Annotated in this window: 15 protein-coding genes; 11 read left to right on the forward strand and 4 right to left on the reverse strand. The window is 43.4% G+C overall.

The genetic code is table 11. From position 1 onward, the window contains the following. Positions 1-72 precede the first annotated feature (72 nt). The 4 genes from NSQ91_RS08055 (at position 73) to NSQ91_RS08070 (ending at position 5,026) form a co-directional block, all read left to right on the forward strand. The gene (locus NSQ91_RS08055) at positions 73-1,953 is read left to right on the forward strand and encodes a cache domain-containing sensor histidine kinase (RefSeq protein ID WP_076308693.1); all 1,881 of its coding nucleotides are present in this window, start codon (positions 73-75) and stop codon (positions 1,951-1,953) included. Between the two features lie 22 nt (positions 1,954-1,975). Further along, positions 1,976-3,286 (forward strand): ABC transporter substrate-binding protein, encoded by a 1,311-nt coding sequence (locus NSQ91_RS08060; protein ID WP_081391802.1) that lies wholly within the window; start codon positions 1,976-1,978, stop codon positions 3,284-3,286. A 45-nt stretch (positions 3,287-3,331) separates the two neighbouring features. Further along, entirely contained in the window at positions 3,332-4,396 is a 1,065-nt protein-coding gene (locus tag NSQ91_RS08065) for a LacI family DNA-binding transcriptional regulator (protein ID WP_076126305.1), read from the forward strand. 69 nt (positions 4,397-4,465) lie between these two features. Next, a complete protein-coding gene (locus NSQ91_RS08070; protein WP_076303820.1) occupies positions 4,466-5,026 on the forward strand; it encodes a GNAT family N-acetyltransferase in 561 nt (186 codons plus the stop codon). Between the two features lie 62 nt (positions 5,027-5,088). Here NSQ91_RS08070 and NSQ91_RS08075 read toward each other — a convergent pair whose 3' ends face one another. From NSQ91_RS08075 to NSQ91_RS08090, 4 genes are all read right to left on the reverse strand, one after another. Further along, positions 5,089-5,991 (reverse strand): manganese catalase family protein, encoded by a 903-nt coding sequence (locus tag NSQ91_RS08075; protein WP_076126309.1) that lies wholly within the window; start codon positions 5,989-5,991, stop codon positions 5,089-5,091. Positions 5,992-6,484: 493 nt separating this feature from the next. Continuing rightward, positions 6,485-7,657 (reverse strand): glycoside hydrolase family 130 protein, encoded by a 1,173-nt coding sequence (locus tag NSQ91_RS08080; RefSeq protein WP_076303821.1) that lies wholly within the window; start codon positions 7,655-7,657, stop codon positions 6,485-6,487. Continuing rightward, complete coding sequence (locus tag NSQ91_RS08085; protein WP_076303414.1) at positions 7,657-8,871, reverse strand: AGE family epimerase/isomerase; 1,215 nt, start codon at positions 8,869-8,871, stop codon at positions 7,657-7,659. The genes NSQ91_RS08080 and NSQ91_RS08085 overlap by 1 nt, the downstream gene beginning before the upstream one ends. Before the next feature lie 21 nt (positions 8,872-8,892). Further along, a complete protein-coding gene (locus NSQ91_RS08090; protein ID WP_076303822.1) occupies positions 8,893-9,843 on the reverse strand; it encodes a glycoside hydrolase family 113 in 951 nt (316 codons plus the stop codon). A 296-nt stretch (positions 9,844-10,139) separates the two neighbouring features. On the opposite strand from NSQ91_RS08090, the gene NSQ91_RS08095 reads away from it, so the two are divergent. From NSQ91_RS08095 to NSQ91_RS08125, 7 genes are all read left to right on the forward strand, one after another. Continuing rightward, positions 10,140-10,919, forward strand: a complete 780-nt coding sequence (locus NSQ91_RS08095; protein ID WP_076303823.1) for a response regulator — start codon at positions 10,140-10,142, stop codon at positions 10,917-10,919. A gap of 319 nt (positions 10,920-11,238) precedes the next feature. Beyond that, positions 11,239-12,606 carry an ABC transporter substrate-binding protein gene (locus NSQ91_RS08100; protein WP_076303824.1) on the forward strand — a complete coding sequence of 456 codons (1,368 nt, stop codon included), beginning with the start codon at positions 11,239-11,241 and terminating at the stop codon, positions 12,604-12,606. 128 nt (positions 12,607-12,734) lie between these two features. Then, positions 12,735-13,616: a carbohydrate ABC transporter permease gene (locus tag NSQ91_RS08105; RefSeq protein ID WP_036675555.1), complete on the forward strand. Its 882-nt coding sequence runs from the start codon at positions 12,735-12,737 to the stop codon at positions 13,614-13,616. A 3-nt stretch (positions 13,617-13,619) separates the two neighbouring features. Next, a complete protein-coding gene (locus tag NSQ91_RS08110; RefSeq protein ID WP_076126321.1) occupies positions 13,620-14,453 on the forward strand; it encodes a carbohydrate ABC transporter permease in 834 nt (277 codons plus the stop codon). 76 nt (positions 14,454-14,529) lie between these two features. After that, positions 14,530-15,561, forward strand: a complete 1,032-nt coding sequence (locus NSQ91_RS08115; protein ID WP_036675546.1) for a glycoside hydrolase family 130 protein — start codon at positions 14,530-14,532, stop codon at positions 15,559-15,561. A 1,350-nt stretch (positions 15,562-16,911) separates the two neighbouring features. After that, positions 16,912-17,874, forward strand: a complete 963-nt coding sequence (locus NSQ91_RS08120) for an acetylxylan esterase (protein ID WP_143763847.1) — start codon at positions 16,912-16,914, stop codon at positions 17,872-17,874. A gap of 47 nt (positions 17,875-17,921) precedes the next feature. Further along, a complete protein-coding gene (locus NSQ91_RS08125; RefSeq protein ID WP_081387869.1) occupies positions 17,922-19,994 on the forward strand; it encodes a methyl-accepting chemotaxis protein in 2,073 nt (690 codons plus the stop codon). Positions 19,995-20,083 lie beyond the last annotated feature (89 nt).

Raw genomic sequence — 20,083 nt, forward strand, 5'->3', positions numbered from 1 at the left:
ATAATAACTTTGTTAGGTATTTGTTATAATTTAATAACAAGTTAGGTAAAAAGTATTAAGGAGAAGGACCAAATGAAAGGTAGACGCATCTCTGGCTGGTGGTCCGTTATCGGGGACATGAGCATGGAACGCAAGCTGCTCCTCGTCTTTTTAATTATCATTACCCTCCCGCTATCCTTCATCAGTGTATTTACCTTCAAGAGCTACTCAGAATCTATTCAGGGGAACACCATTGCTTATTCTGAGAAATTAATCGATCAAATGATGGATGGAGTAGACGATTATATCGAAGATATGAAGCGTATTTCATCTATGCCCGCCTATGTGAATGATATCAAACAGAATTTAATACGTTCGAACAACTACCATGAGCAGAAAAAGATTATGGGAGGCGCAACTGGGAGTGCTGCTTTGTCGCCCGGTGATTTTGATCTTCTGTTGTCCATTCAACGGGGGATAGAGGGCAACATTTCGTTTATTAACAATATTAAGCGAGGTGCGAACTCGGTTTATATTTTTGACGCTTACGGAAATGGTTATTATTCTGCGAAGGATGGTGGCGTACGACTCGATCTCGAGCAAAGCTATAAATACTGGAGCCAGCAGACTAAGGATTCCAGCGGAGAAGCATTATTGTTCGGTACTCAAGCGTATACAAGTAATCTGCAGAGCACCCGATATGCTTTTACCGTTGTTCGCAAAATCGTGGATGGCTTGTTAAATCCAATCGGGCTGATTGCGGTTGAAGCGAATATTAGCAATTTGGAGAATCAAGTTAAGGAACTGGATAAAGTCACCCATGGGAAGTCGTTGATTGTGGATGAGAAGGGAATGGTCATCTACGACAGCGACAAGAAGCTGCTGGCCACAGATATTTCTGATTCAGACTTGTTCAAAAGAGTTGGAGGCATTTCTGGAAGCTTTTATGATACAGTCAACGGAAAAGAGCGGTTGAATATTTACTCTGGCTCTACCAAAACCAATTGGAAGGTAATTATCTCTATTCCTGTTGATGTACTGATGCGTGATGTGAAGCTGACCCGTAATACAACACTTGCTGCTACATTAAGTATCATAGTACTGGCGTTAATTATTTCGATTATTCTTTCCGTTGCCCTTACTAAATCGCTGACTCAAATGATTCAATTGATGAAAAAAGTTCAGGGCGGCGATCTGGATGTGATGTTCAGAGTTAAACGGCGTGACGAAATTGGTCTGCTGGGGCATCAATTTAATCGTATGTTAGCCCGAATCAGGCAGCTAATTCAGGATATTTACCGCATAGAAGAACAGAAAAAGGAAGCAGAGCTTCATGCGCTGCAGAGTCAAATCAATCCTCATTTTATCTATAACACACTGGAGTCCATCCGAATGACCGCCGAGCTGAATGATGATGTCGAAGCTGCGGATATGATCTCTATTCTGGGCAAACTGCTACGGTACAGTACAAGTGATCTGAGTGGCAATACGACATTGAAGCAAGAGCTTGGGTATGTGCGTAATTACGTCGAGCTGCTGAACTATCGTTATCCTAACCGTTTTTTACTGGATATCGATGTGCCGAAGTCGTTAGATAATTACTCTATTATCAAGCTGGTCTTCCAGCCTATCATTGAGAATGCAGCTTACCATGGCTTAGATGATAATAAGCCGCAAATGCATTTAAGCATCCGCTGCGAGATTACAGAGCAAATGCTGTTGTTTCATATTAAAGACGACGGGATCGGAATGGATGAGAAGACTTTGGAGAAATTGAATGATGGGCTGCAGAACGAAAGCCCTCCTAAGAAAAGCATTAACGGGGGGATAGGCATGAAAAATGTACAGCAGCGAGTGCGTCTTCATTATGGAGCGGCATTTGGGATCCAGGTATATAGTGAGCTTGGACGAGGGACCGATGTTATTTTGTCGCTGCCATTACTGGAGCAGGAATTAATTAGCTTACCTGAGTAACGAAATAAGAGGGGGCTGTCCGTTGAAGGGGTTGAAATTAGAATGGACTATGCGGACCATACTGTTACTTCTCTTAGTGTTATTGAGTAGTAGCTGTGCCAATAACAATAAGCAGACGGAATCCACTCCGCCTCCAGTTGGAGACGAGGTGAAGTCTGACTTGTCCAGCACCATAGTCATGATGACCAATCGAATAGATCTGATAGAGAACGGAACTTTTCAAGGATACGCGGACCAATTTAAACAGAGATACCCCGAAGCCAATGTGGAATTTGAAGGCTTGTCCAATTATGCAACGGATATTCTGGTACGGCTATCCACGAAAGATGCTGGTGATGTACTGTTGCTTCCGGTGAATCTTCCGTCAAAGGAGCTGGATTATTTTTTCGAGCCGCTGGATGAAGAAACCGCCGCTAGTGAGAGGTTCACCTCTTTTGCTACGTATAACGGGAAACGATATGGGCTGTCTACGGGGACTACTACGGTTGGGATTGTCTATAATAAAAAGGCATTCGAAAAAGCAGGAATAGCTACTGTTCCTAAGACGCTGGATGAATTCTACGAAGCTTGTGCGAAATTAAAACAAGCGGGTATTATCCCCCTATATATGAATTATGGAGCCGTTTGGCCTTTACGTGAATGGGGAAACAGTTTGGTTAACTATATGACAGGTAATCCAGAGTATCTAAATAATATGGTAAATGAGGATAACCCGTGGCAGCTTGATAATGAGTGGGGGAAATCAATTTCCATTGCTCGAACCTTAATTGGTAAAGGCTATGTTGAAGATGAACTATTCTCGAACAATTGGGAGATATCGAAGACTAAGCTAGCTAAAGGTCAAGCAGGGATGTATTTACTGGGAAATTGGACGATTGGACAAGTCCTTGATGTGGGGGCTGCCCCGGATGATATTGGATTCTTCCCGTTTCCGTATGATAATAGCAGTGCTCATTATGCGCCGATCAATCCAGATTGGTTCATGGGGGTTAGTAAATATACCAAGAACAAAGAGCTTGCTATGGCGTGGTTGAATTTTTTTGTGAAGGAGACTTCCTATCGAGATGATTGGGGATTCCTTCCGGCAGATGGAAGCTTGAATCCCTCTATGTCGCAGTACCGTGAGTTTTTATCTTATAAGCCTAAGCTACTCGATGCTACTGTACAAAGTGATGCGTTCATCGAGCTGGCGAATAGAGCCAAGCTATCCTTTTGGTCCGGGGATTATATTCAGGAGTTACTGGCTGCGCCTGATTTACAAAAGGCTTTTGACGAATTAAATGCAAAATGGAAGGAAGCGCGGGCAGGAGCGCCACAAACTTCTCAGCCTTAAAGTTAGTACTACATAAATTTGATGACATTCTCTGGAGGGTTATATATGGCTAAAAAGGTCACCATGCAAAAAATCGCTGATCATCTCGGCGTATCCAAATTCGTTGTCTCCAAGTCACTTTCGGGTAAGGGCGGCGTTAATGAGACGACAAGAGAGCGAGTGATTCAAGCGGCATCGCAGCTGGGTTATTTTACGCAGAAAAATGCTTTTGTCCAAGGCATAAAACGCACCCCCCCGGTAGGTGGCGGGGATCGGAATAAGCAATCCGTGCTGGTGTTAATGCCGAATATTCGTTCTCAGACGCAGGATTCCTTGTATTGGGGAAAAATTGTGGATGGTATTGCGATTGCGCTGGATCAGGAAGGGCTTGGGATGGTCATTATCTCCGAGAACCGTGCGGATAATTTCGTTAATATTTTGAATCCCAATGGAATCCTTGGTTTGATAGGTGTGGGCCAAATCTCTACTTCCTTGCTGCTTGAGGTACACCGTATTGGTTTGCCGATGGTGTTGATTGACCATGAAGATCCGCTAATTCCAAGTGATACCGTGTTTGCGAATAATGTGGATTCTATGGCTCGACTTACGAATCATTTGATGGGCACAGGCCATACCCAAATGCATTTTATCGGCAATATTGGATTCTCACGCAGTTTCCGCGACCGGTGGATTGGCTTCCGGAGTGCGCTGGAGGAGAGCGGAATAAGACTGCCTTTGGAAGATGATGCGAATCTTTTTCTGGAAGGGGTGGAGGAAGACTTATTTCAGGAGGATTTTAAAAACTGGGTGAATAAGCGTAAAAAAGCCAAAACACTCCCGACAGCCTTGGTTTGCGCTAACGACTCCACAGCCCTTTCGGTCAGTGACATCCTCAAGGAAGAAGGGTTTAATATTCCGGAGGATATCTCGGTTACTGGCTTTGATAATATTGAGGATGCCTTAAGAGGCGTTCCACCGCTTACAACTGTTCATGTTCCTAAAGAAGCGATGGGCCGAGCCGCAGTGGAGAAACTTCTGAGCCGTATTCATAATCCTTCTGCACCGCTTGAGAAAATTCTTATTGCAGCGGATATTGTACATCGTGATTCCGTGGATAAGCCGCGAGACTAGAACTATGTTGATCTAAAAAGTATATAAGCCATGGAATCTAGTTTTGCTTGAGTAAGGGGGAGTTTAGTTATGACAGAATCAGTTGCCATGCCAAAGATTGAAGGCGAACAGATTCAACTACGCGGTGTGCAAGCATCCGATCTGGAGGCTTATTATAATTTTTTGCTTGATGTTGAGATGGGGCAATTAACAGGATCGCAAGGAGATTTCTCCCGTGAGCAGACGGCAGCTTGGATTCGTAAGATTAGTGTTCCAGCCGAGGATCGTGTGGATCTTATGATTATAGTAAAGGACACGGGTGAACTCATTGGAGAAGTGGTACTAAATGAAATAGATCCGGACAATCGTAGTGCAAATATCCGGATCGGCATTTGTGGGCATGAACATCGGGGTAAGGGTTACGGGACTGAAGCTATGACTCAAATGCTACGATATGGCTTTGAAACTATGAAGCTGCATCGCATCCATCTCGGTGTATATACTTTTAACCCCAGAGCCGTTCATGTCTATGAGAAGCTTGGTTTTCAACGCGACGGTGTGGAGCGGGATGCTCTTTATGTAGACGGAGAGTTTCATAACATGATTCTGATGTCCATGCTTGAGGATGAGTTCCGCAGTTTGTACAATTAAAAAAAGTGAATCTAGGGTAAGGAAGATTGTAAGTAACTTCCTCACCAGATTCACTATGAATATTAGTCTGTAATGTTTCCAGCCATTTTGAGACGTTTGGCAATTTCTTTAAAGTCTTCGGGGGAGATTCCGGGAGCGAATTCCTCTTCGACTGCCGGAGCAACGGGGATCGGAAAGCCTTTAGGGGATCCTTGAATAACTTCAAGCGGAAGATTATCCTCTGGGTGGGTTCCCTTCCAAATCTGATCGATGGCGCCGAAGTCACTTTCACTCCAGGTGTATAGCTTGGTATGCACGCCTTTTTCTTCATATTTTTTTGCTTCGCTGAATGATTTATTATTTAACGAAGGAATCGGCACGAGCTTAGTTACATTAACACCTGTTGCCACTTCGATGGCTTTGGCATAAGCGACCACGTGGACACCACCACGGACTAAAAGGAATCCGACTACAGCGCGTGCAGCTGGATGGTCTGTCATTTCGTAGACCTTCATTTTATGTGTTCTGGCTCCGCATTCGAGGAAGAAGTTATGTAGCAGATCTTCCACTAGGTTGCCGCTATTAAAGACGTTTGCTCCGGTCCACGGGTTCCCCGTTGAATCAAAAGGCATAGCCCCTTGTGCACCAGCCAGAAAGTGATAGGATAGACGCGCATCTTTTGCGGACCCTAGAGGGGTGGAATCGGGCTCTTTATAACTTGTTGACCCTCGAAGACATTTGTTGATGGCATGCGAAACCAGCTCGACATGGCCAAGCTCTTCCGCTGTTATGCTCATCACCAAATCATAAAAAGGCTTCAGTTTGTCTTTTGAACGGAAATTAAAGGATTGAAAGAGGTAATTGTTAAGGGTCGACATTTCTCCGAACTTTCCGCCAAGTAATTCCTGAACAGCGGCAGCAGCATTGGGATCGGGCTTCTCAACTTCAGGAATCTCAATCATGATTTCATCCATACGTTTGAACATTAATATCTCAGCCTCCTTGGAGTTAGGGGTTACTGACCTATTTTGAGCTTAATCTATAGGAATTACTCATGAATGGGCTGAAAAGTATGGATGTGCGTCATGTAAAAGGCTTTTTGTGTCGAAAAGGCAAACGGCAAATACTATCAAATACGCAATTAAAACCACAATCAAATACGCATAGTAACCTGCTAACGGACACAGCAGACCCTATATGCAGTATTATCCGATATTTACAATGCTAACGGACTCCAGCGCAGCTATCGGCCTAGAAAACGCCCCAAATGGGACTCTTTTCAGGGAATAGCGCCCCTGGAGTCCGAAAACTTACTTTGAAGGCTAAATACATGTGAATAGCGTCATCTGAGTCCTTAAGTTACTCTGGATGATTGATATTCGCTTGAAGCAAACAGTGAATGATCAAAACGCAGAGCAGCGATCCTCCTAATATAGGAGAATCGCTGCTCTGTTGATTTTTAGGGTTTATGAACTTTTTTTACAATGCTAAATTACGATCAATAAGAGCAATACGTTGCTGTACACAAGCATAAGAACGAAGGGGATCCTCTGGAGTGTTCAGCACATAATCTAACATTTGGTCAACGGTAGTTGTAGCCACATGGATACGAGTGTCGGAGGAGGCGTAGTAAATATAGATTTCACCGTTATCACGTGCAATCACGCCATTACAGAACACGACATTGGAGACATCGCCGACACGTTCTTCACCGTCTGGCGCGATGAAATGACCGCCAGGTGAATGAGTAACTTTGTTTGGCTCATCCAGGTCAGATAAGAAAGCATATAGCACGTATCGGAGTCCAGCAGCTGTGTTGCGTACACCATGAGCAATATGCAGCCAGCCTTTTGCAGTTTTGATTGGAGCTGGACCTTGGCCATTTTTAACTTCCTTGATGGTATGGTAGTAGCGTTCGTCCATGATAGTCTCGCTGGTAATTACGGCATCTTCAATTGTATCCGAGAGTCCCCAGCCAATACCGCCACCGGAACCTGCATCGATAAAGCCATCTTGTGGGCGAGTGTAGAAAGCGTATTTTCCATCTACAAATTCAGGGTGTAGCACGACATTACGCTGCTGAGCAGAGCCTGTTTTGAGATCCGCCAGACGTTCCCAGGTCTTCAGATCTTTGGTGCGAACAATACCACACTGTGCTACTGCGCTAGAAAGGTCACCATGTGGAGCATCTGGATCTTTGCGTTCTGTACAGAAGAGGCCGTAGATCCAGCCATCTTCATGGCTAACGAGGCGCATGTCGTAGACGTTGATATCAGGAACTTCTGTCTCCGGCAGCACAACTGGATGATCCCAGAAGCGGAAACCGTCCACGCCATTGTCGCTTTCTGCTACAGCGAAAAAAGATTTGCGGTCATTGCCTTCCACGCGAGCAACAAGATAGAATTTGCCATTCAGTGCAATAGCACCCGGGTTGAAGACGCCGTTGACGCCAATTCTTTCGGCAAAATAAGGGTTGGTATCTGGGTTAAAATCATAACGCCAGATTAAGGGCGCATGCTCAGCAGTTAGCAGTGGATGAGCATATCGGTCATAAATGCCGTTTCCATAAGGAAGCTTTTCGTTCTTGCGAGCGATCAGGGCTTCATAACGTTCTGTTAATTGTTGTTTGCGTTCTTGGAATAATGATGACATTAGACAGTCTCCTTTATAGTTGATTTCAGTCGTGCGATCATTTCGAAGCAGGCTCTGCTGTTATGATAAGGACATTTCCAGGCGCTAACCTTTGATCCGTGAGGCAGGGGCTGAAGGTTCTCGTCCACGCCCCAGTACCATTCACCCAGCTTGTGATCCACCATGTATTTATCGATAAAAGTCCAGGAGGCTTGGGCAGCCTCATTAAATTTGCTGTCACCAGTCAGCTGATAAGCATTATAGAATCCAACAACCGCCTCAGCTTGCGGCCACCAATCTTTATCTTTGCTCAGCAGCCCGCTTGGGTCAGCTTCATTCCATATCCCTCCATCGCTATCAATACCTTCCGCAAGAACGGCTTCTGCCATGGAGACAGCGACTGTTCGCACACGCTGCAGCAGCTGCTCTTCTCCAAGGGTTTCAGCAGCTTCCACCAGCAGCCAGCTTCCTTCGATGTCATGTCCGTAGGAGATAATATCTGATTTCACATTCCATGCTTCATCTAAGAAAAGATGAAAATGCTGGCCTTCCTGATCAATGATATGATCCAGCATCGTTTCGATTAGCTCAGTTAGCGTGCTCTTTAGTTCCTCCGACTTCCATACTCGATAGAGACCGGTATACGCTTCCAGAACATGCAGATGGGTATTCATAGATTTTTTTTCATTCATATCTTTGCTGCTGAGACTGAGGTTATCAGTGATTTGCCATTCCCGTGATAAAGCTTCGACATAACCTTTATAAATAGAATCATAGCCGTATTTTTCAACTAGCTGGAATAATTGAATCGCATCCTCTAAGACTTCTGGACGTCCGGTCGCATGGTAGAATTCAGCCAGTGCGTAGATAGCAAAGGATTGGCCATAGATCTGCTTTTTCTCTTGAGAAGGTCTGCCCTCAGCATCCACCATCCAGTATAATCCGCCATACTCTTTATCAATGAAGTGTTCCATCAGGTAGGTATAAGCACGTTCTGCCATCGCCAGATATTCCGGTTTACCGTAGATCCGGTAAGCGCTCGCAAAGGACCAAAGGATCCGGGCATTAAGCACAAGGCTTTTCTCTGCGTTAGGAGTAATGTTCAGCTGATTGTCGATTTCACCTATAAAACCGCCGTTCACTTCGTCCTTCGTCTGTTTCATCCAAAAACTAAGAATATTATCCTGCAGCTCATCCTCAAGTTGGGTCAACCATAATTCTGGTGAATTAATCATTGTAATCAGTCACTCCTCACATTATTTGGTGATTTTTGAGGTGAAATATTCGTTGATGATCCCAGCGGCTTGCTTACCGTACATACAGTAATCATCATTCTGTACTGCTTCTTCAATTGGATAAAGATGAGTAGGCCAATCCCAGAGCATAAAGCCCTGAACCCAATCTCTGTGCTCACAGCCTTGAAACATTGCCTGATAGAATTTACTTTGTTCTTCTTGACTTGGTTCGCCCTTTAAGGTCCAATCATTGGGAATCGCGGCGCTTCCGCTCCGGCTTGGGCAACCCGCTTCCATGAAAAAGAACGGCTTATTCTGTGAGTGCACCACTTGCTCAATCCGGTCGAGCTGAGCCTCCCAATCACTAGCTGGATAATACCCACTTGAAGAAATCACATCGAGCGCATCCCACCAGGTTACGTTATCCTCCTGATACTTATCGCAATTATAAGTAAGAATACCTGAGTAGACCTTCCGCACCTCAGCAATAAGCGAACGCCATTCGGCTTCGCGTCTATCCGTCTGTACAAGCTCACAGCCAATACAGAACATTTCACAGCCTGTTTCCTCAGCGATAGCGGCATAGTGCAGAATAAATTTAGTATAAGAGCTGAACCACTCAGACCATTTAGGCTCGCAAGGGACATCCTTATCAAAAAAGTTAATATGGGCACGCCAAGTTCCGTCAGCACAATTAACAATCGGCTTCAGGCATACTTTTAGCTGCAGTGACTTCGCTTTGCTGATAGTCCATTTCACTTCTTCGTCGCTAACGGTTGGAGCCTCCCAGTAGGGAATTTCCGTAGAATGAGCGGTAGCTTGAAGCGCGCTGAGCGCAATGGCCGTCCAGTTCGCTCCGGTGACAGAGGACATTAATTCCAGCGAACACTCAGCTTCTTCTGTTGTCCATGAACCACGTCTACCCGAGAAACCCCAGGTTACGCCTGCAATGTATTCGTTGTTTAACATCATCGAGAATCCTCACTTTACACACAAAAATAGAAAAATTAGCAATCTTCATTTTGTTAGATAGTTATTATTGTTTTGTTAGTTTATAATAACAACTTAATTTAGTTATATACTTTTTTGCAGATGATTTCAAGGACAATTTGTAGTTGAAGCTGGGAAATTTGAATAACTTTAGTTATAGTAAATATAAGACTATAAAAGGGCGCAATCGTACATTGACGTAATACATGGGGAGATACTATTCGTGATGATAGCGCAATCATAATAACTGGCGGATACAACTGGAGGGAATTACTCAAATGATAAATGTTATGATTGCGGACGACGAGGAAGTCATTCGCAGGGGGCTCGAAAAAATCACATCCAGAATGGAAATAGACGTACATGTAATTGGATCTTACGGCAACGGGTTGGAAGCCTGGGAACATTTAGAAAAGTTATCCCGGGAGGATATAGATCTGCTTATTACAGATATCAAAATGCCTAGAATGGATGGTTTTAAGCTGATTGAACAGGCTAGAGACCATATGGAGGATATCCCTATTGCTGTCCTTAGCGGTTTTAGTGAATTTGAATATGCCCGTCGAGCGATCCGTCATGGGGTGATGGATTATTTGCTTAAACCGATTGATAAGACTCAGCTATATGAACTGCTTAAGAGAGTAGAGGATGTAAAGAAAAAGACCGTGACGGATCATGAGGAGATTTTCTCACAAGCTGCGGATGGTGGAGAACATTATGTAGTTGAGCAGACAAAAAGTATTCTGGAGAGAGAGTATGATCAGAACTTCGAGCTTGAACGCCTAGCGGAGATGGTGGGCATGAATGCGAGTTATCTCAGCCGTTTGTTCAAATTAAAGACGGGGCAGACGATCACAGACTATCTGATTCGGATTAGAATTTCTAAAGCAAAGGAACTGTTAATGGAGCATCCTGACCTGAAAAATTATGAAATTGCCGAGAAGGTGGGTTATAGCGATCCGGTATATTTTAATAAATTGTTCAAGAAAATGTGTGGTATGACACCTAAGGATTATAAAAGCGGCTGTAAATTCCCGAAAATTGAACGTGAGTTTTAGGCATATATAGGAAGTTATTTATTAGGAGGGCGAAAAGCTCTCTTTTTTTGTGGATATTTTTATAAATTAGATAACAAAATTGTTATAAGTAAAACAAAAATAACAAATACAAGACCAGAAAAAGCAATTGAAACCATCGTTTTGCGTCGAAAATAGATTTATAATGGGTTTGTAAGCGATATCATCACTTGTTTTCAAGAGTAATTCAGATAATCCGGTATTAATGGCTACTCTTTCAAGTTATGAGTGATGATAAAAGTTATTATTTTTGTTATTTACCTAAAACTAGAGTTGAATTGAAGAGAGGGGTCGTAACAGCATGAAAAAAGGCAAAACAATGATGGGCTTGATGGCACTAACACTTGTGGCGGGATTGTTTAGCGGTTGTTCCTCAACCAACAACACTAACAATGAAGCTGCTAAAAACACAGGAAACAATGGTTCTTCAGCAGAGGCAACTGCTCCAGCTGATGGTACAGCAGCTAAGGATATCAAAGGGGATATCACAGTCATAACGCAAAGAACAGATATTGTTGATACCGTATTCAAAGAGTATGCGGCTAAATTTAATGAGAAATATCCTGATGTAAAGGTGAACTTTGAAGCGCTCGCTACTTACGAAGATCAAATTAAAATTCGTATGAGCACTAGTGATTATGGCGACGTTCTTTTGTTACCTACTAGCATAGCTGTAAAAGATATTCCTGATTTCTTCGAACCCCTTGGCAAGCTTGAAGAAATGAGCAAACAATACACAGGGTTGGAAGAACGTGCAGTAGACGGAGTTGCCTATGGTATTCCGATGACCATCAACTTTAACGGGATTATCTATAACAAACAAGTCTTCAAAGATGCCGGAATTACAGACGTTCCCAAAACCCCTGAACAATTCTTGACTGCCCTGCAGACTATTAAAGACAAAACACAAGCTGTTCCTCTTTACACAAATTACGCAGCAGGCTGGACATTGACACAATGGGAAGCGGATCTGGCTACAGTAGCTGGTGACCGTGATTATGTGAACATTGCTCAAGTGGCTAGCGACGACAACTATGTAGCGGGTCAACCACACTATGAATTGTACAAAATTCTGTACGATGCAGCACAAAAAGGTTTGATTGAAGAAGATCCAACTACAACAGACTGGGAATCTTCCAAAGCTGATCTGGCCAACGGAAAAATTGGGACTATGGTGCTTGGATCTTGGGCAATTGGGCAAATCAAAGGCCTGGCTACAAATCCAGACGATGTTGGATTCATGCCTTTCCCAACCAATGCGGATAAAATCCTTGTGCCGCTTGCTGGTGACTACAATCTGGGTGTCAGCGTGCACAGTAAAAACAAAGAAGCTGCTAGAGCTTGGGTGGATTGGTTCATCAACGAATCTAACTATCCTACAACTGAAGGCGGCGGTATGAGCCCGGCTATCGGTGCAGAGCTTCCAGAAATCCTGAAACAATATGAAGGTACAGATGTAACCTTTGATACTCTTGCTCCTGCTAAAGCTGGCGAAGAAGGCTGGTCTGATGAAATCGACAAACAAGCTGAGATCGGTGCTTGGCAGCCAGACTTCAAGAAACGGATTATTGAAGCAGCGATTGGCAACAGAAAAGAATCCTATGATGACATCATGAAGGACCTGAACGACAAGTGGAAAGCCGCTCGCGCTAAAGTCACAGCACAGTAACAACTATAAGCTTCTTAGATGCTATAGGCGGTAGTGAATGTGGGAGGGGATATGCTAACAAGCATTTCCCCCTTCACATTTAAACGAGTCTTAAATAAATGAGGATGCTTTTTCTGGAGGTGTATCGGGTGTTTAAGTTTTCAAATTTGAGCTATAAAAATCAAAGAATCGCTATCATCATCTTATTCTCATTAGTGCCGATATTGTTGCTGCTCACATTCGCTTATTATCCAGTCATCAGTATGTTTCGGTACAGCTTCACCAGTTGGAATGGATTGAGCAAAAATATGGAATATGTCGGTTTAGAAAACTACAAGACCATTTTTACGAAACCTGAGTATTTTTCTGTGTTTAAGGTCAGCTTGTATTATTTCTTTACCACCTTTATTCAGATGGCACTTGCCTTGTATTTTGCAACCATCTTGAGCTTTAGTGTTCGCATGAAAAACTTGTTTAAAGGGATTTTGTTCTTCCCAACCTTGCTAAACGGTGTAGCAATCGGTTTTATCTTCCTGTTCTTTTTCAAACCAGATGGAACGTTAGATACGATTCTTAATCTGATTGGGCTTGGCAGTCTGCAGCAGAAATGGCTTCTGAATCCTAACTTGATCAACTTCTCGCTCGCAGGTGCGTCACTGTGGAGATACATGGGAATGAACTTCCTGATTTTCCTAGGAGCTATTTCTTCTATTGGTAAGGATATCTATGAGGCCGCTGAAATTGACGGTGCAAACAGATGGCATCAGTTTATGCATATTATTTTGCCAAGCATTAAACGTATTCTGCAATTGAACTTGATTCTTGCGGTTAGTGGCGCCATTGGGGTATTCGAAATTCCGTACGTCATGACAGGCGGATCTAACGGAAGTAGTACATTCGTAATTCAGACAGTCGATGTAGCTTTCAAATACAGCAAGGTTGGTTTGGCATCGGCGATGGCCGTGGTATTGCTGGGTATTGTTATCATAGTTACTATTTTGCAGCGCGTTCTGATCAAGGAGGAGAAATAAACTATGCATTCTGTAAAATATACCACTGCTAGTATATTCAAATATCTCACCTTGATTTTGGGAGCACTTGTAGCTTTGATACCTATCGTGGTCGTGTTTTTCGCTTCATTAAAAACCGGAGCCGAATATGCTTCTACCGGACCGTTAACGCTGCCAGAGAATTGGTTGAATTTCTCCAACTACACTAAGGCTTTTGTAGACGGAAAAATGCTGCTCGGTTTTAAAAATACTGTCATTATCGTTGTGATTTCTATTGCGGGTGCTACGTTGACGGGTTCGATGATGGCTTATATTTTATCGCGCTTCAAATTTAAAGGCAGTAAGATCCTAATTAGTATGTTCCTGATTGCTACCCTGATTCCAGGCGTAACTACACAAGTGGCTACTTTCCAAATCATCAATCACTTGGGATTATTTAATACCAGATGGGCACCAATCGTTATGTACTTGGGCACGGATATTATCGCTGTTTATATCTTCATGCAGTTTTTGGATTCGATCTCCGAGTCACTGGATGAATCCGCGATGCTGGACGGAGCTTCGTATTGGACGATTTATTGGAGAATTATTTTGCCACTGTTGAAGCCGGCGATTGTAACTGTAGTGATCGTGAAGGGTGTTAATATTTATAACGATTTTTACACCCCTTTCCTTTATATGCCGAAAACAGATCTGCAAACGATCTCCACAGCACTCTTTAAGTTTAAAGGTCCATATGGATCGCAGTGGGAAGTAATATGTGCGGCGATTATGATCGCAATTATACCTACATTGGTTGTGTTTACCGCCTTGCAAAAATATATCTATAATGGTTTTTCACAAGGTTCTGTAAAGTGAGCTCAACAGTAAATTTAATAACAGTACTAGATAAAATAGCATACTGAAAAGTTGCATACATTTGGAGGGAAAACTAATGAGTGAAGTAAAATTGGTTGGAGCAAGTGCAATTAACATCCCGAACATGCCTTGGCAAGAAAAGCCTGCTGGCTACGAGAATCCGATTTGGAGACATAATGATAATCCGGTTATCAAAAGAAATCCTGCAAAAGGTGTAGCCCGTATTTTCAATAGTGCGGTTGCTGCGTATGAAGGCAGTTTTATTGGTGTATTTCGTGTAGAAGATAACACTACTCGTCCGCATCTGCGTATGGGACATAGTGTGGATGGTTTGGATTGGAAAATCGATGATGAGCCGATCCGATTTATAGATGAAGAAGGTAATCCTTATCAGCCGCGTTATGCTTACGATCCGCGTCTGGTGAAGGTTGAAGATACATTTTATATTATCTGGTGTACAGATTTCTACGGAGCAGCTATTGGAGTAGCAAAAACACAAGATTTCAAAACATTTATCAGCTTGGAAAACCCATTCCTGCCATTCAACCGGAACGGTGTACTGTTCCCTAGAAAAATCAACAACAACTTCGTGATGTTGTCCCGTCCAAGTGACAGTGGCCATACGCCATTTGGTGATGTATTCCTTAGTGAGAGCCCTGACTTCGTATATTGGGGAAAACACCGCCATGTAATGACCAAGGGTGGTCAAGGCTGGTGGCAAAGTGTCAAAATTGGTGGCGGACCAGCGCCGATTGAAACTACTGAAGGCTGGTTGATGTTCTACCATGGCGTAACTGGAACGTGCAATGGTCTTGTGTATAGTATGGGAGCGGTTATTTTGGACATCAATGAGCCCTCGAAAGTAAAATATCGCTCGAAGAACTTTGTATTAACGCCAGAAGAATGGTACGAGGAAAGAGGTTTTGTGAATAACGTCCTATTCCCATGTGCTACTCTGCATGATGCAGAAACCGGCCGTATCGCCATCTATTATGGCGCGGCTGATACTTATGTAGGCGTTGCTTATACAACGGTTAATGAAATCGTCAACTATGTCATCGAAACCCATGAAGAGGTTGGCGATGATGCAGGTTTAGGCAAAATCTAATTGGACTTAATGACCTATATTTTCAGTGAGCTTGCTAGAGTTCCGGAGAATTGCGTAGCGTAGAGTTTGCAAGAAGTGTTTTGGGTTTGGTGTGTTGAATGTTGTTGGGTGTGCTCAGTGCGGAGGTTGCCTTGTGCGACCTCCGTGTTCTGTTGCAGAATGTACAACAGAACGACACATTATCGCCTGTAATAGATAAGTAGCAGGCTAGGAGGAAATTCAACTCTGTTGGCGATTCTGATCACTCTGTTGTTTAGTTACTCTGTGGCTTAGATACTCCATGGCTCTGACGTAAATAGTTGCACTTTGTGCATTTAAACTAACATTTCTTTGGTCACTAGGCGATATAGTTGCACTTCGTGCAACTATATCAGCGAAGTAACCACCAAAAGCTCCTTTTACCGTTTTTTAGTTGTACAAAGTGCAACTAAAAGGGAAAAAACACATATTCAGCTATAATAGCTGCACAAAGTACAACTCTATGGCTCTGACGTAAATAGTTGCATTATGTGCACTTAAACTAACTATACCTAAGGTGCTAAGCGATATAATTGCACTTCGTGCAACTATATTAGCGAAGTAACCACCAAAAGCTCCTTTTGCCGTTTTTTAGTTGTACAAAGTGCAACTAAGATTAGAAACAAATATATTTCAGCTGTAATAGCTGCACAAAGTGCAACTATCCAGTCGCAAACTGTTACTGTGCCGATATAAAGAAGTTAATAGGCAAACTGGAAATGTGGGTGTTGTGAAGGCAATAAGAAGATAGCGGATAAGTGGAATGTGAGTGGTTGTAGAGGTAATAAGAAGGTAGTAGGTACGTGGAATATGATTAGTTGTGGAGGTAATAGGCAAGCAGCGAGTGAGTGGTGAATGTGGCTCAGTTGGCGACCTCAGTCAGTTTGTTGCTAAGTTACTCTATGGCTCTGACGTAAATAGTTGCACTCTGTGCACTTAAACTAACATTTCTTTGTTTACTAGGCGATATAATTGCACTTCGTGCAACTATATAAGCCAAGTAACCTCCAAAAGCTCCTTTTACTGTTTTTTAGTTGTACAAAGTGCAACTAAGAGGAAAACACACATATTCAGCTGAAATATAGCTGCACAAAGTGCAACTATCCAGCCTTGGAGCTGCGACTAAACTATCCAGTCGCAGAAAACGCAACTATTGCATCCCACTCCATCGCAACTTTTCCATCCCACTATCCCATCGCAACTATCCATACATCAACGGAAAACCCATATTGGGTTTTCCGTTTCTATCTAGCATAGTAACTCTAACGTTGCTTCGCGGTTACGAACAGCAAGCGAACAATTTCGTTACATAACTTAAGGAGGAACAATATTTTGGGAAGCGACATGAATTTGTCACAGTTAAAGGAATATAACGGAAGTAGTCCAAAACCGGATGATTTCGAGCAATTTTGGGAGCGGGCATTGCGTGATCTGGATGCACAGCCGCTGGATTATGAACTGGAACCAGCGGAGTTTGTCAGTGAACTTGCGGAATGTTTTCATTTGTATTTTACCGGAGTTGGCGGTGCAAGAATCCATTGCAAATATGTAAGACCGAAGAACAGCGTACATAAAAAAGGTCCCGGTGTAGTGATGTTCCATGGATACTCCTGTGACAGCGGGGATTGGATGGAGAAGGTGGCTTATGCTGCTCACGGGATTAGCGTCCTGGCGATGGATTGTCGCGGCCAGGGTGGCCTCTCCGAAGATAACCTTACCGTAAAAGGGACTACGATACGCGGACATATCATTCGAGGGATGGATGATCCTAATCCTGATAACCTTTATTATCGCAATGTGTTTTTGGATACGGCACAGACTGCCCGAGTTCTGATGTCTATGGATGAAGTTGATCCTGAACGTGTAGGTGCCTTTGGACTATCTCAAGGTGGAGCGCTGACTGTGGCTTGTGCAGCATTAGAGCCTCGCATAAAAATAGCCCTGCCTGTATATCCCTTCCTTTCAGATTATAAACGTGCTTGGGAGCTGGATATTACCACCTCAGCTTATGAGGAGATCAACTATTATTTCCGTTTTTTTGATCCCCATCATTTGCGTGAGGATGAGATTTTTAATAGGCTCGGTTATATCGATATTCAGAATCTTGCCGAAAGAATACAAGCTAAAGTACTGTGGGTTACCGGGTTATCCGATACGATTTGTCCACCTTCAACTCAATTTGCCGCATACAATAAAATACTAGCGTCCAAAGAGCTTATGGTTTATTATGAGTACGGTCATGAGTATTTACCATATCTTGCCGATCGGGCGTTGGGATTGTTCATGACCTTGTAAGAGATAAGCCAGCAGGCATAACTGAAGACAACGGTGGTGAACAATTGATGAAGTCGCAAGTAAAAAAAGAAAAGGCGCATTTCCAGCTGCACCCTGCCAAATCGATTGGGGTGCGGCTTTTTCTCATCTTCTTCATCTCAACAATGGTACTCGTTCTCTCACTTGGCTACATTTCCTATTCCGTAGCTGAGCAAACGATCGAGAATAACGCGCTGTCAGCCAATCAACAGACAGTCGTCCAAGCTGCAGAGAAGTTTGATGTTGAATTATTGCGTTATGAGGATGGCCTAGGAAGAATTCTTTACAACAATGAGATTCAGGATGCACTCAAACAAGGGAATAATCCCACTACAAGTAATGAGGATCGTAATTTGCAGTCCAACCAGATTAGCGCCGAGCTAAATGCCTGGCTGACCGCATCAAAGGGGGTAGAAGCTGTATACCTCATCCCGATGAATCAGGAAGTCCCTACTTCGTCAGCGGGATCAAAAGACAGCGCTTTTATCAAAGAATTCAGAGAGTCCTCATGGTTCAAGCAGCTTGAGGAGCAACCACAAACATTGTGGATTCCCCGAACAGAACAGGGGCAAGCCGGAAATACTTCGGGTATGTTTCATTTGGCACAATCGATAGCTGGGGATACACAAAGCCCGGGATACATAATTATCTGTGACATTAGAATTAGTGAATTAGAAAATCAGCTTCGTAAAGTTGATCTCGGACCCAGCTCTTACATGCAATTGCTGACGGATAAGGATGAATTGATCGCATCGTCCCAGCAAGTGGGAACAGATACTTATCTCAGTCTGGGAGGGACTCTTCTTCATGGTTTGGAGCATGAGGCTGGGTCATTGCCAACGAAGGATGAGAAAGGAAAATCCATTCTGGCTGTGTACGGGACGATGGAAAGCTCCAGCTGGAGATTGCTTGGTGTTGTTCCGGCTGAGAATCTTACGAAAGACGCACTTCGTATTCTAAAAACTACATATATTATTGTTGCGGTGGCTGCTATTGTCGCCATTCTAATTGGTTACTGGATGTACAGAATGGTATCTAAGCCCTTGACCCGACTTAAGGATCTAATGTCTCAAGGGGCAGATGGAAATCTTGGAGTACGTACGGATATTACCTCACGAGATGAAATTGGTCAGTTATCGGGTTCCTTTAATAGGATGATGGAACGGATCACAGAACTGGTAATCCATACTAATGAAACCGCGAGGAAGGTAATGGAAACTGCCGATGAACTTAGTAGAGTATCGCGTAAGACAGCGATGGCAGCCAAAGAGATTGCCGCAGCAACAGAAGAAATTGCCGGAGGTTCAGGCAGCCTAGCTTTGGAGGCGGACCAGGGTAACGAGCTTACGGGGCAAATTTCGGTGCAAATGAACAAAGTGAACTCAGCTACGCATGAGATGGATCATACCGCACATAGTATCGGCGTGCTTAGTGAAGAAGGTTTTAATGAGTTAAAAGAGCTGCTTGGCAAGACCAATAAGACGGGCGATATGACGAATAAGCTCGTGTTGAAAGTGAATGAGCTGCAAGACACCACATCATCAGTGATGAAGGTGCTTGATGTTATGCAGAATATTACACAGCAGACGAATATTTTGTCTCTAAATGCAACGATAGAAGCGGCAAGGGCAGGGGAGTCCGGCCGGGGATTTATGGTAGTGGCCGATGAAATACGCCAGCTTGCAGATCAGTCCAAAGAATCCATTGCTGTGGTGGCTAATATAACTGACACCATTATGAAGGATATGAACGAGACCGTAGGTGTTCTCTCGGAAGTAGCCCCTCTTTTTAATCAGCAGGTGACTTCAGTGGAGAGCACTAGCGATATCTTCGTATCTGTACAGGATCAGATGCGTCATTTTATTACACGCTTGGAATCTGTTGCTTTATCGATGGATAGCTTGAGCCAATCCCAGAAGGTGCTGTCAAATTCGATGGGCAATATCAGCTCCATTGCAGAAGAATCATCAGCAGCTTCTCAAGAAGTGGCTTCGCTTAGTGGGGAGCAACAAAGTGTGAGTGATCATTTAGTGGAGCTGTCTGAGCAGCTTGAGCATGCGTCCCGGCAGTTGCAAGAAAAACTGTCCAAGTTTAATTTGTAACTTTGCATAACCTAAGTAAATATTTTTAACTACAAAGACCAGTCTCCAATTATTTGGGACTGGTCTTTGTGCTATTCAAAAGGCTATAA

Source organism: Paenibacillus sp. FSL R7-0048, from assembly GCF_038004505.1.
Lineage (GTDB): Bacteria > Bacillota > Bacilli > Paenibacillales > Paenibacillaceae > Paenibacillus_AQ > Paenibacillus_AQ odorifer.

Excerpts from the sequence above, each read along its gene's own strand:
- NSQ91_RS08085 (WP_076303414.1), bottom strand. The coding sequence starts at position 8,871 with ATGATTAATTCACCAGAATTATGGTTGACCCAACTTGAGGATGAGCTG.
- NSQ91_RS08100 (WP_076303824.1), top strand. The coding sequence starts at position 11,239 with ATGAAAAAAGGCAAAACAATGATGGGCTTGATGGCACTAACACTTGTG.
- NSQ91_RS08080 (WP_076303821.1), bottom strand. The coding sequence starts at position 7,657 with ATGTCATCATTATTCCAAGAACGCAAACAACAATTAACAGAACGTTAT.
- NSQ91_RS08055 (WP_076308693.1), top strand. The coding sequence starts at position 73 with ATGAAAGGTAGACGCATCTCTGGCTGGTGGTCCGTTATCGGGGACATG.
- NSQ91_RS08070 (WP_076303820.1), top strand. The coding sequence starts at position 4,466 with ATGACAGAATCAGTTGCCATGCCAAAGATTGAAGGCGAACAGATTCAA.
- NSQ91_RS08095 (WP_076303823.1), top strand. The coding sequence starts at position 10,140 with ATGATAAATGTTATGATTGCGGACGACGAGGAAGTCATTCGCAGGGGG.
- NSQ91_RS08110 (WP_076126321.1), top strand. The coding sequence starts at position 13,620 with ATGCATTCTGTAAAATATACCACTGCTAGTATATTCAAATATCTCACC.
- NSQ91_RS08115 (WP_036675546.1), top strand. The coding sequence starts at position 14,530 with ATGAGTGAAGTAAAATTGGTTGGAGCAAGTGCAATTAACATCCCGAAC.
- NSQ91_RS08090 (WP_076303822.1), bottom strand. The coding sequence starts at position 9,843 with ATGATGTTAAACAACGAATACATTGCAGGCGTAACCTGGGGTTTCTCG.
- NSQ91_RS08065 (WP_076126305.1), top strand. The coding sequence starts at position 3,332 with ATGGCTAAAAAGGTCACCATGCAAAAAATCGCTGATCATCTCGGCGTA.
- NSQ91_RS08125 (WP_081387869.1), top strand. The coding sequence starts at position 17,922 with ATGAAGTCGCAAGTAAAAAAAGAAAAGGCGCATTTCCAGCTGCACCCT.
- NSQ91_RS08075 (WP_076126309.1), bottom strand. The coding sequence starts at position 5,991 with ATGTTCAAACGTATGGATGAAATCATGATTGAGATTCCTGAAGTTGAG.